General features: G+C 71.0%; 11 protein-coding genes and 1 pseudogene. 7 read left to right on the top strand and 5 right to left on the bottom strand.

Annotation, left to right across the window (positions count from 1 at the left end):
* From tap to ACFVZW_RS07205, 3 genes are all read left to right on the top strand, one after another.
* The coding region (tap, locus tag ACFVZW_RS07215; RefSeq protein ID WP_384517960.1) for a telomere-associated protein Tap at positions 1–1,791 on the top strand (1,791 nt) is incomplete at its 5' end.
* A gap of 9 nt (positions 1,792–1,800) precedes the next feature.
* A complete protein-coding gene (gene tpg / locus ACFVZW_RS07210) occupies positions 1,801–2,361 on the top strand; it encodes a telomere-protecting terminal protein Tpg (protein ID WP_384517957.1) in 561 nt (186 codons plus the stop codon).
* Between the two features lie 19 nt (positions 2,362–2,380).
* Complete coding sequence (locus ACFVZW_RS07205) at positions 2,381–5,047, top strand: Helicase associated domain protein (RefSeq protein ID WP_384517954.1); 2,667 nt, start codon at positions 2,381–2,383, stop codon at positions 5,045–5,047.
* A gap of 24 nt (positions 5,048–5,071) precedes the next feature.
* Here ACFVZW_RS07205 and ACFVZW_RS07200 read toward each other — a convergent pair whose 3' ends face one another.
* The 3 genes from ACFVZW_RS07200 to ACFVZW_RS07190 form a co-directional block, all read right to left on the bottom strand.
* A complete protein-coding gene (locus ACFVZW_RS07200; protein ID WP_384517951.1) occupies positions 5,072–5,530 on the bottom strand; it encodes a PaaI family thioesterase in 459 nt (152 codons plus the stop codon).
* A 329-nt stretch (positions 5,531–5,859) separates the two neighbouring features.
* Positions 5,860–6,153 (bottom strand): hypothetical protein, encoded by a 294-nt coding sequence (locus tag ACFVZW_RS07195; RefSeq protein ID WP_384517948.1) that lies wholly within the window; start codon positions 6,151–6,153, stop codon positions 5,860–5,862.
* Between the two features lie 169 nt (positions 6,154–6,322).
* Entirely contained in the window at positions 6,323–6,571 is a 249-nt protein-coding gene (locus tag ACFVZW_RS07190) for a hypothetical protein (protein ID WP_384517945.1), read from the bottom strand.
* Positions 6,572–6,840: 269 nt separating this feature from the next.
* Between ACFVZW_RS07190 and ACFVZW_RS07185 the strand changes: the two genes are divergently transcribed.
* On the top strand, positions 6,841–7,218 hold the full coding sequence (locus ACFVZW_RS07185) for a helix-turn-helix transcriptional regulator (protein WP_384517942.1): 378 nt from the start codon (positions 6,841–6,843) through the stop codon (positions 7,216–7,218).
* A 66-nt stretch (positions 7,219–7,284) separates the two neighbouring features.
* Positions 7,285–7,645 (top strand): annotated as a pseudogene (locus ACFVZW_RS07180) (TipAS antibiotic-recognition domain-containing protein); the annotation flags it as partial.
* A 143-nt stretch (positions 7,646–7,788) separates the two neighbouring features.
* On the opposite strand, the gene ACFVZW_RS07175 reads toward ACFVZW_RS07180, so the two are convergent.
* Entirely contained in the window at positions 7,789–8,370 is a 582-nt protein-coding gene (locus ACFVZW_RS07175) for a hypothetical protein (protein ID WP_384517940.1), read from the bottom strand.
* 238 nt (positions 8,371–8,608) lie between these two features.
* Here ACFVZW_RS07175 and ACFVZW_RS07170 point away from each other — a divergent pair, with 238 nt between their 5' ends.
* Entirely contained in the window at positions 8,609–9,916 is a 1,308-nt protein-coding gene (locus tag ACFVZW_RS07170) for a M48 family metallopeptidase (RefSeq protein ID WP_384517937.1), read from the top strand.
* A gap of 220 nt (positions 9,917–10,136) precedes the next feature.
* Complete coding sequence (locus ACFVZW_RS07165) at positions 10,137–10,730, top strand: NAD(P)H-dependent oxidoreductase (protein ID WP_384517934.1); 594 nt, start codon at positions 10,137–10,139, stop codon at positions 10,728–10,730.
* Between the two features lie 402 nt (positions 10,731–11,132).
* Here ACFVZW_RS07165 and ACFVZW_RS07160 read toward each other — a convergent pair whose 3' ends face one another.
* Complete coding sequence (locus ACFVZW_RS07160; RefSeq protein WP_384517932.1) at positions 11,133–11,999, bottom strand: PhzF family phenazine biosynthesis protein; 867 nt, start codon at positions 11,997–11,999, stop codon at positions 11,133–11,135.
* Positions 12,000–12,098: the final 99 nt, after the last annotated feature.

Raw genomic sequence — 12,098 nt, 5'->3', positions numbered from 1 at the left:
CCCCGCCGCGGGCGCGGCGCGGGCACGAGCACCCCCCCGCCGCGGGGGGGCGCCGCCCCCCCCGCCGCCCGCCGCGCCCCCCCCGCCGACGTCGCCGTCGACGACGAGGGGCAGGTGCTGGCGTACTGCGTGGGCGGTCTCGTCCTGGACGTGCCCGCCAACTCGCTCCCCGCGCTGGTGGAGTGGACGCTGGCCGAGGCGAAGCTCGGTGCTCCGAGGCTGCACGGGGCGGGCAAGGACGCTGACCCGCTGCTGGTGCTCACCGAGGCTGCCTGCGAGCGCTACGGCCTGCCGGACCGGCTGACTGAGGAGGAGCGTCTCGAAGGGCGGCTGCCGGAGGATCACAAGACCGTCAAGCAGCTGGCCGGGGCCGAGTGGCTGCTGACCCGACGTGGCCTCGGGCCATGGGCGTGGATCTACCGCCCCGCGCAGGGGGGCCGACGCCGGTGCGTGCAGCTGTGCATCCCGTCCTGGGACGCGCTCGACGCCCGCCACTGGGACGGCGCCGCCACTCTTCCGCCGGCTGAACTGGCCCGGCTCCTGGGGACGTACGCCTCCCGGGTGCTGACACCTCGCGGCACCACGGCCGTGACCGGGCTGGAGCTGATGACCGCCCTGCGCCCGCCCACCAGGGCCGGCGCGCCGGACGAGAACGGCAAGCGGCACAGCGAGCACAACCCCGGGTCGCTCGGGAAGGACGCGGTCGACTGCGCGCCGTGCGAGGCCCCCGACGGGCATCCGCTCCTCGCCGACCTGCCGCGCTTCCATCAGCGGGGGCCGGCCGAGATGCTGCTGGAGGAGGCGTACGACTGGGCGCGGCCGCTCACGGACGCCGAGTGCATGCGGCGTCATCTGGTCGGCATCGACGTGAACATGGCCTTCGCCGCCGCCTCGAACGGCGCGATCGTCGGCCTCGCCCAACCGCCGGTCCATGTGACCGACCCGCAGTTCGACGCGAAGCGCCCCGGGGCGTGGCTGGTCGACCTCTCCCACGTCGACCTGTCCCGGGTGAAGGTCGGCAAGCAGTGGCACACCCTCGAAGCCGACCTGCTCCCCAGCCCGTTCACCCCGTCCGGCGAGCGGCCCGAGGGCCCGGCCTGGTACGCGACCCCGACGGTGGCCTATGCGGTCGAGCTCGGCTACGACGTCGCCCCGGCCGAGGCATGGATCCGCCCGGAGAGCGGCCGCTTCCTCGACGACTGGTACAAGCGCCTGCGTGACGCGTACGTCGCCACCATGGCCGATCTCGGCGTGACCGAGGACCTGAACCCGACCGAGCTGCTCGCGGCGATGGACGGCTACAAGCAGCACGACCCCGAGATGGCGATCGTGGTGTCCGCGATCAAGGCCACGGTGAAGGGCGGCATCGGCAAGCTCCGCGAACGTCCGCGCGGCGGGGGCTGGCGCCCCGGACAGCCGTGGCCGGCGCTCGCCCGCCCGACATGGCGCCCCGACATCCGTGCCGCGGTCATCTCCCGCGCCCGCGTCGGAATGCACCGTAAGATCGTCGCGCTCGCCGCCGAGACCGGCCGCTACCCGGTGGCGGTCCTGTCGGACTGCGCCGTCTACGCCGCCGACGGACCGAGCCCGCTGGACGTCCTGCCGTACGACGCCGAGGGGAAGACGGTGCCGGGCAGCTTCCGGATCGGCGTCTCCCCGGGGATGGTCAAGCACGAGGGCACCCAGAGCGTGCTGTGGGCCGAGGGCATCCGCGAGGAGTACGGCCAAGAGCTCAACCTGGCCCGTTACATCAAGACCGGCGACATCGCCGCCCAGGACACGGGGGAGTAGGAGCAGGCGATGGCGAACTCGGTCGGCGAAGGTCTCGACAGGGCACTGGAGCAGGCGGTCACCCGCCCGATCCCCAAGAGCGCCGGTGCGCAGATGCGTTACCTGGTCAAGCAGATGAAGGGGACGAAGGCTGTCGCCCGGATGCTGCGGATCAGCCAGCGCACCGTCGAGCGGTACGTCAAGGACCAGATCAGAAAGCCCCGCCCCGACCTGGCCGGCCGTATGGAGGCGGAGGTGAGGAAGCGGTGGCAGCCGCAGGTGCGGGCGAAGGCCAAGAAGGCGGCGTCCAGCACGAACGGCATCGTCGTCGACGTCCGGGCCCGGCTCGGCTACAGCGCCCCGGTCGGCACCACCGACGAGGCCCGCATGAGGCACCTCACCGTGGCGTTGCCACCGCAGTTCGCCGCTCGCCTCTTCAACGCCCAGGAACAGGGGGCGTCCGACGCCCAGTTGAGGAAGATCGCGGCAGAGGGGCTGAAGGAGGTGTACTTCCAGAACCGCGGCACCCGCGCCGGCAGCCTGGAGGAGGTGCACATGCTCGACGTGCAGAACATCGAGTTCGGTCTCTGAGGCGGGGAGAAGAGCACAAGTGCCGGGTATCCAGCTCCGCGAGCACCAGGTCGACGGACTGGCCCACATCCGCCGGTGGGCCGGGTTCCCGGCCAGGTCGGCCGTGCGGCCGGCCGGGGAGCGGGCGACGTTCGTGTCCGCGACCGGATCGGGCAAGACGATCACCGCCGCCTCGGCCGCCCTGTCCTGCTTCTCCGGCGGCCGGATCCTCGTCATGGTGCCCACACTCGACCTGCTGGTGCAGACCGCGCAGGCATGGCGCCGCGTCGGCCACAACGGGCCGATGGTGGCGGTGTGCTCGCTGGAGAAGGACGACGTCCTGGAGCGGCTCGGGGTGCGGTCGACGACCAACCCGATCCAGCTCGCGCTGTGGGCGGGGACGGGGCCGGTGGTCGTGTTCTCCACGTACGCCTCTCTGGTGGACCGGGACGACCCGCAGGACCCGTCGGGACAGGCCAAGGTCCGCGGGCCGCTCGAAGCCGCGCTCGCGGGCGGAGAGCGCCTGTACGGACAGACGATGCACCGGTTCGACCTCGCGGTCGTCGACGAGGCGCACGGCACCGCAGGGGATCTTGGACGGTCGTGGTCCGCGATCCACGACCAGGCCCGCATCCCCGCCGACTTCCGCCTCTACCTGACAGCGACGCCGCGCGTCCTCGCCGCGGCCCGGCCGCGCAACGGCGGCCGGGAGGCGGAGATCGCGTCCATGGTCTCCGACCCTGACGGCCCGTACGGGGAGTGGATCCACGAGCTCGGGCTGTCGGAGGCGATCGAGCGCGAGATCCTCGCCGGATTCGAGATCGACGTGATCGAGATCCGCGACCCGGAGCCGGTCGGGGGACCGCGGGCCCTCGGCGAGGGCGGCTCGGAACGCTCCGAGGAAGCGCTGCGCGGCCGCCGGCTCGCCCTGCTGCAGACCGCGCTCCTCGAACACGCCGCGCGCCACAATCTGAAGACCGTGATGACGTTCCATCACCGGGTCGAGGAGGCGGCGGCGTTCGCGGGCAAGCTGCCCGAGACGGCCGCCCAGCTGTACGCCACCGAGGCGTCCGACAGATTCCTCGACGGCGCTTCCGCGCTGCCGGCCTCCTCGATCGACGCGCAGCCGTACGAGCTGGAGCCCTACCGGCACGTACCGCCGGGCCGGGTGTGGTCGGCGTGGCTGTGCGGGGACCATCTCGTCGCCGAACGCCGCGAGACCCTGCGTCAGTTCGCCAACGGCATCGACTCCGACGGCGCGAGGGTGCACCGCGCGTTCCTCGCTTCCGTACGTGTCCTCGGCGAAGGCGTCGACATCGTCGGCGAGCGCGGAGTCGAGGCGATCTGCTTCGCCGACACGCGCGGATCCCAGGTCGAGATCGTCCAGAACATCGGCCGCGCCCTGCGCCCCCATCCCGACGGCACGGCCAAGACCGCCCGCATCATCGTCCCGGTCTTCCTCGAAGCCGGCGAAGACCCCGAGGACATGGTCGCCTCGGCCTCGTACGCCCCCCTCGTCGCCGTGCTCCAGGGCCTGCGCTCCCATGACGAGCACCTCGTCGAACAGCTCGCGTCCCGCGCGCTCACCCGCCCGCCCAGGGAGAAGCTCCACCACCTCGTCCGCGACGCCGACGGCCGCATCATCCGCGCCGACGGAGAGGGCGAGGCCGAGACCAGGGAGGCCGGGCGCGGGCCGATCGTCGAGTCGGCGCTGCTGCATTTCTCCGGCCCCCGCGATCCGGCCACCATCTCCGCGTTCCTCCGCACCCGCGTCTACCGGCCCGAGTCCCTCGTGTGGCTGGAGGGCTACCAGGCCCTGCGCCGGTGGCGCGAGGAGCAGGCCATCGAGGGGCTGTACGCGGTCCCGTACGACACCGAGGTCGAGCTCGGCGTCACCCGCTTCCCCCTCGGCCGCTGGGTCCACCAGCAGCGCAAGGCCCTGCGTGCCGGCGAGCTCGATGCGTACCGTCAGGAACTTCTCGACGGGGCGGGGATGGTGTGGGAGCCGGGAGAGGAGGCATGGGAGACCAAGCTCGCCATACTACGTTCCTACCGCCGCGCCCACGGCCACCTCGCCCCCCGCCAGGACGCCCGCTGGGGCGAGAGCGACGCCGACGTCCACGCGATCGGGCAGCTCGTCGCCAACCTCCGTCGTACCGGCGGACTCGGCAAGAACCCCGAACGCGCCGCCGCACGTGCCGCGCAGCTGGACGCGATCGACCGGGACTGGGCGTGCCCCTGGCCACTGGACTGGCAACGCCACCACCGCGTCCTGTCCGACCTCGTCGACGCGGACGGCGTCCTGCCGGCGATCGCGCCCGGCGTCCTCTTCGACGGCGACGACCTCGGCCGGTGGATCGAACGACAGGCCCACGCCTGGGCGGAACTGTCCGCGGAGCAGAGGGAACGGCTCACCGCGCTGGGCATCGAGCCGGCCGAGCGTCCTGCCGATTCCCGGACCACGAAGGGACCGACGAAAGCGTCGGCGGCGTTCCAGCGCGGCCTCGCGGCACTCGCGCAGTACGTCGCCCGGGAAGGGACACACCGCGTCCCACGCGCCCATACCGAGGAACTCGTCCTCGACGGGCAGGCGGAGCCGCTGGCCGTGAAGCTGGGAGTCTGGGTCACCAACACCAAGACCCGCCGCGACGGACTCACTCGGGAACAACGCGCCGCGCTCGCCGACCTGGGCGTCGAATGGGCGTGACGCGCGACCGCTCGGTGCCTCGGCCTACTCTTCGGGCCTGTTCACGCGGATGAGCGTCTGCTGGCCGTTGGCGACGAGCTTGCGCGCGCCGTCCTCCTGGACACCGAACACCTCCAACTGGCACACGGTCAAGGTGCGTCCGGCCTTCAGGACGGTCCCGACCGCCTCAAGATGATCGCCGGTCGCGGGCGCGAGCAGGTTGATCTTGTACTCGACCGTGAGCACCTCGCTGTCCTCGGGGAACAGCGTGTACGCGGCGTAGCCACCGGCGGTGTCCGCGACGGCACTGGTGGCGCCGGCGTGGAAGTAGCCGTGCTGCTGGGTCACTTCGGGCCGACTCGGGAGGACGATGTGCACGCGGCCGGGGCCGATGCGGGATATCCGGGCACCGAGGTGAGCCATGAGTCCCTGGCGGTCGAAGCTCGCCTGGATGCGCTTCTGCACCTCGGGGCTCGCCTGTTCCCGCTGCGACCGGTCTTCCACGTGCTCTCCTTCGTCTGTGTACAGGGCGAGGTGGTGCGTCAGCAGGCCAGGCGTTGCACCAGCAGGAACCCACCAATGGCGATCATCATGGCACCGGAGGTGACGGCGCGGGCGGCCGAGGGCATCGTCTTCAGGACGGTGCGGGCCGGCACGCCGACGCGGCTACCGTGCCGTCGTCGCCCCGGCCGCCATCGGGCTGAACGTCATCGACGACCGCCCGCTGCCGGAGTAGCGGCTACGCCTCCGGAGCTGCCGACCGACCGGGAATGCGGCTGCTCGACCCGGCGATGACGCCGTACGTGCCGCGTTCGCCGGCCGACCTCATCCAGTCAGGCCGCGGCGCCCGGCGTCGAGGGGTTCGCCTCGGGCATGGACGCCTGCGCGGGGCCGACGACGCTGAGAGGGATGCCCAGGTGCTCGCAGAGCCGCCGGGCGCGCGTCAGTGCGCTGAGCGAGGCCGGCGACGGATCGAACGTAGGCAGCTGTACGCGGACGTGTCGTGGGCGGTGGGCGTGGACGAGCGCCTCGGTTTCCAGGGAGGCCGCGGCTCGTGTGCTGATGTCGAGGTCACGCAGAAGCGTCACGTGCAGGACGCCGTCCTCGATGGCGTACGTGATGAGCATGACGGTCTCCTTCTGTGCCGCGTCCCTGCTGGGCGGGACGTTCCATGCCCAACGGGGGCGGCCCGGCAGGGGGCCACCGATCATTGTCCGGGGTCGAGCGGCCTTCCGCACGCCGCGGAACTCCGCGCACGGCGCAACCCCCACCCGGGACGCTGATCCGCGAAGGGATTCAGGCGGCGTCGCGGTTGCGGGCCGCGGAGCGCGGGGCGTGGTGGAGCTGGGTGATCCAGAGAGCCCCTGCTTCGAGCTGATGCAGGTCGAGTCCGGTTTCCAGACTGAGATCGGCCATGCTGATGCCGTAGTGATGTCGCGCCATGACCTGGGTGATCTTCGCGAACCACAGCTCTGCCTCGTGGTACGGACGGCCTCGTACCTTCTCCTCGAGATGAGCGAGGTGCTCGCTGCTGCAGGCCAGCAAGGGGCGCTGGCCGTCGTGGCGGGGGTCGCGGGGGTCTACGTAGGAGGAATCAGGTACGCGTCCCCTGTGCGGGCGCGGGCCGATGGGGCATCCGCATACCCCACAGGGGATGTGGCGGTCGTCGGAGGTCATCATGCACCCCCAGCAGGTGGCGAGGCGGCGGGCGCCGCTCGGGCCGGGTCGGATTCCGTCAGAGCGCTCCCACCCGCCATGGTGCACGTACCGCTGACATACGTCAAGGAATACGTGAAAATCAGGACGTATGCTGAATGATCCACGGCGGGGCTGGGCAGAGGTATGACATGGCAGATGGTGCTCGCCACCACCCGAGCTGGACCTTTCTCACGAATCACGCTCGGGTGCTTCTCATGCTCGCCCGGGATCCCGGCGTCCGGTTGAAGGACGTCGCGACCGACTGCGGGGTGACGGAGAGGACCGTGCAAGCGATCGTCGCCGATCTGGAGGCGGACGGATACGTCACCCGCATGCGCGGCTCGGACGGCCGGCGCAACCGCTACGAGATCAACGCCAAGGCCCAGTTCCGCCACCCTGCCGAAGCGGGCCACGAGATCGCCGGCCTGCTGGACCTGCTGTCCGCCCCCGCCGGGCCGAGCAACACCCCGCCGGGGTCCCCGCCAGGTCGCTAGCGGCGTACTCCTGCCACGACCGGGACGGGACGCGCCGGACCCGAGGCGAGCGGCGACCCGGCCCGGCGCCGGGGAGCCCTGTCCGGCACCGTCTCCCGCACGATCGCCGAACTGGAGCAGTCCAGGAAGGACGGCACACCCATGACCGCCATCAACGGACCGGAGAACCTGTTCGAGGGCATCCAGCCCTCTGATCCTGATGGCTGCCGGCCGTCCGGCTGACGCCGAGCCCGTACAGGCCCGGATCGACGCCCAGTACCAGGCCTTGACCGAACTGCGAGCCCTGTCCGCCGAGGAGTACCGCACCATCGGACGCTCCTGCGTGGACAACGAGGCCTGGCGCGCGGCGTACGAGGCGATCGCACCCGGCCCGGCCGCGTACCAGCGGGACGCCATCGAGGCGTACGTCACCACCCGGCTCAGCTGACCCAAGACCGGGCCGGCCACGGGAACCATTCCCCTTCACGCCGCTCCGACAGGTTCACCTCGCCCGGCTTCCCGATGCCGAGCTCCTGCTCCGGGGGACCGTTACGGACACAGGACATGAGGGAAACCATTCCGTTCGCCTGGCTATTGAGACACTCCGACTCGACCAACGGTGGGACCGGCCGCTCGACCGCCGTTTGCGGCCTCGGTCTCAGGGTCGATGTTCCACTGCATGGGGAGGTCCGCGTCGCAGAAGACGCAGACGAAGTAGCCATCTCGCACGACGTTGTGCTCCTGGCAGGCGAGACACCAACGGAACACCACCTCGTGCGTGAACCTGCCGGGATGATCGAGCCCAGCTCGCTTTAGTCCCCTCGCTACGGCGGGCCAGGACGCGATGTCCGGGCAGTACCCGGTCGACTGGTTGCTGGCCTCGCCCACCACCCAGCGTCCTGACTCGACGCGGAATCCGATCTCGCCGGCGCTGAGCACGCGCTCTCCGCCCGCGCACGCGACGTGCTCGCTGCGGCGTGGGGCCAGCCGAAGAGCACCGTCCGTGTCGATGACGAAGGTGAAGGGCTCAGCCAGTTCGTCGCGGGTTCGAGCCGCCGCCCACCTTGCGAAGTCGGCCGCTGTGCGGATGACGGTCCCGCTGTCCGCCGAGTGGACGGAGGCCCGCACATGCTCCGGCCCGACATACCGGTAACTCCGCCTGGGGGCGCTCATGCCGATCAACGTAGATCACGATGGCCCCCTCCTCCGCATGAGATTCCGCCGGATCGCGTTCCCCGGCACCGGGCGCGCCCTCGACGATCGCCTGCACACCAAGCTCACCGAAGCGCTGATACGCGCGTCTCCACCGCGGTCGCGACCTCAAGCGGAATACCCGTTCGGGCCGTGTCGCCGTGCCGGATATCCTCCGAGCCGCAGGTCCTGGGGAGGGGCCCATGCGTGGGGAGGAAACGTGCATACCAGCAGTGACGTGCAGACGAGGACTTCGACGACCACAAGGGAATGCCCCGAGTGCTCGACCCCCTTGCCTGCCGACGGCCAGTTCGTGCAGTGGTGTGCTGCCTGCGACTGGAACGTGGATCCGGGGGCTCCGGATCCGGAGCCTGGACGGATCGCCGCCGCGCGGCGCCGGCTTGCGCATCGGTACGGGCAGGAGCTGGCCGATGAGATGGAGGGAGCCGGGGTCGCACGGCCGGGGCGTGACGTCGCCGCTCTGCTCGCGCTGACGCTGTCGATGCTCGTCCACGGACTCACCGTGTTCGTCGCAGTCGCCGGAATCATGCTGGTCGTCCTCGGGTGGAACTCCGGTGCCCAGCCCATCATCGGGGCGCTGCTCCTCGCGGTCGCAGCAGTATTGCGACCACGATTCGGGCGACTTCCCCAGGACGCGCTGCTTCTGCACCGCGCCGACGCGCCGAAGCTGTTCGAATTGATCGACGAGGTCGGCGTTCTGACAGGAACGACCGGAGTGGACGTTGTGGTCGTCGATGCCAAGGCCAACGCGGCGGTCACGACGTACGGTCTGCGCAGGCGGCGCGTGCTGTACCTGGGGCTTGCGCTGTGGGAGATGCTCACCCCGCAGGAACGCATGGCTCTGCTCGGGCACGAGCTCGGACACTTCGCCCATGGCGACCTCCGCCATGGAACGGTCACCAGCGGTGCACTGCGCTCGCTGCACCTGTGGCTCTACTTCCTGGCGCCGTCCGAGCCGGAGGGGCTGATGGACCGATTCGTGAACGCCCTCGTGTTCCTGCCCCGGTGTCTGGTTCTGGGGACGCTGACCGTACTGGACCACCTGACGTTGCGCGCGTCCCAGCGGGCCGAGTACCTGGCCGACGCGAGTGCGGCCCGGGCGGGGTCCACTGAGGCCGCCGTCGCCCTGATGGACCGGCTGCTGCTGTGCGACTCGGCCGAATCGGTGCTGCAACGGGAGTCGGTGGCCGCTCGGATGCGAGGCGGAGCCGCCGGCCGGGAAGCCAGGGAGCTCGCCGAGCAGCAGCTGTGGGAAAGGCTGGCCGAGCGAATGCGGGCCGTGCCGGCGCACGAATACGAGCGCTTGCGGAGGGTTTCCGCCCGGCGTGGACACAGCGTGGACGACACTCATCCGCCGACACACTTGCGGCGACGGTGCGCGGCCGCGGGCGGGCCCCACCCGGCCGGGGTCGTCTGGGACGACGAGCGCCTGGCGGCGGTCGCGCACGAACTGGCCCCCGCCCGGACCACGCTGGCACGGATGGTCATCCGGGACTACGCCGGCTGAGGCGCCGCTTCAGGACGCTCCGCGGCGAGCCCCACGCCTGACCCCTACGCCACGCCGTCCGTCCTGCCGGGAAGCCGATGGGTCGAGCAACGAAACGCCATTCATGGGTAGTTGTGGAATCGGCGACGATGATCGATCGAGTGGCGGTCGGACGACTCGGATGCATAAGCTGCTCGCGAATCGTTGGCCAACGGCTACTGATGTCCTCGGGGGATGAGCAATGCGCGCAGGGGTCTATCTCGCACACCCACGGCCGGGCAGCTTCAACCACGCCGTGTTCGACGCTGTTGTGGAAGAACTGCGCGGCCGCGGGTGCGAGGTGCTCGCGCACGACCTCTGTGCCGAAGGGTTCGCACCCGTGCTGGCCGCCGACGAGACGCGGACGGTTCATCCGGTCTCGTACGCCACGGACTCGCAGGTGGAGCTGCACCGCGCGGAAGTGGCCACCCTCGACGCCATGGTGTTCGTGCACCCGAACTGGTGGGGAATGCCGCCCGCTGTCCTCACGGGCTGGGTGCAGCGCGTGCTGGCGGCCGGCGTCGCGTACAAGCTGAGCACTGCGGAAGGCGAGCCCGCCGGGCTGCTGAAGGCCGGCCGGGCCCTGGTCCTGAACACCTCGGACACTCCCGCGGACCGCGAAGAGAGCGAGTTCGGCGATCCGCTGGACAGGATCTGGTCGGCTTGCGTGTTGCCGTACGTGGGGGTCACCGACGTCCGCCGGGTCGTCTTCCGCACGGTCGCCGATTCGACCGATGAGACGCGCGCATCCTGGCTGCACCAGGCACGCGAGCAAGCCGCCGCGCTGCTCGTCTGACATCGCCGGAAGCCGGCCCTGCCGACGGCCCCGAACTGGTTCAGCCACGCGCGCAGGATGAGCTCGCTCTTCTCCCGGCTGACCGCTTCGTACACGCCGGGGGTGACCAGCCTCAGCCAGTACGGGCCGTGCCTGGTCCCCTCGGGTAGGACTCCACCACCTGCGTAGTCGTCGCGAAACTGTTCATGCCCGATGAGCGCGGCGAGCAGCCCTCCGTCACCGACAGACTCCGCGGGCAGCCGCAGACGCTTGGCATCGACCCACCGAAAGGCATGCGCCGTCCCAGCCTGGAACCTGTAGTCCCGAAGGTTGATGAAGGCGCTGCCTTCGTGGGTGAGCCCGTTCTCCACGGCCCGACAGTGTAGGGACGCGGCCAGGCATGGCATTGCCGGACGGGCCGGCTCAGGCGATTCGGGTCCCGGTTCCGCTGACCCGCACCTGGGCGTCGCCTTCGCGCAGCTCCACCGTCAGGACGCCCGGGCGGCCCATGTCGGCGCCCTGGTGGAGGGTGAGGACCGACGAGTCCGGGACCAAGCCGAGCTCGCGGGCATAGGCGCCGAAGGCGCCGGCTGCCGCGCCGGTCGCCGGGTCCTCCACGACGCCGCCGACGGGGAAGGGGTCGCGTACGTGGAAGACGGTCCCGGACTCGCGCCACACCAGCTGGACGGTGGTCAGGTCGAGTCGGTGCATGAGCGTTTCGAGTCGTGAGAAGTCGTACGAGAGGTCCGCGAGGCGCTCCCGGGTCGCAGCGCCGATGACGAGGTGCCGGGCGCCCGCGAAGGCGATGCGCGGGGGCAGGGCGGTGTCGAGGTCGGCGGCGGGCCAGTCGAGGGCGGCGAGCGCCTCCGCGAGGTCCGCGTCGCCGACCGCCTCGACGTACGGCTCGACGGTGGTGAGAGTGGCCCGCATGGTGCCGGACTCCTCGGTCACGCTCACCGGCACCGTCCCCGCCCGGGTGGCGAACACCAGGTCGCCGGGGCCGATGTGCTCGCCGAGGGCAACGGCCGTCGCCACGGTGGCGTGGCCGCAGAACGGGACCTCGGCCTTGGGGCTGAAGTACCGGATGGTGAAGGCCCGCCCGCTCGCGTCGCCGAGGTCCTCGGGCGGGGCGGTCAGGAACGCCGACTCGCTGTAACCGAGTTCTGCGGCGATGGCGAGCATCGCGTCGTCGTCGAGTCCCGCCGCGTCCAGGACGACCCCGGCGGGGTTGCCGCCCTGGGGGTCGGCGGAGAACGCGGTGTAGCGCAGGACTGCGTGCTGTGTCGTCATGATCAGCGAAACTCCGCGGCCCCACGGATTGTTCCCGCCGACGTCCTGAAGACGTGACGAGCCTTCCCGAGTACGAGCCCCAACTGCACAGACGGGAAG

This window comes from Streptomyces sp. NPDC059567, assembly GCF_042735655.1.
Lineage (GTDB): Bacteria > Actinomycetota > Actinomycetes > Streptomycetales > Streptomycetaceae > Streptomyces.
Note: the sequence above shows the minus strand (reverse complement) of the source record. Positions and strands in the feature narration are given on the sequence as shown.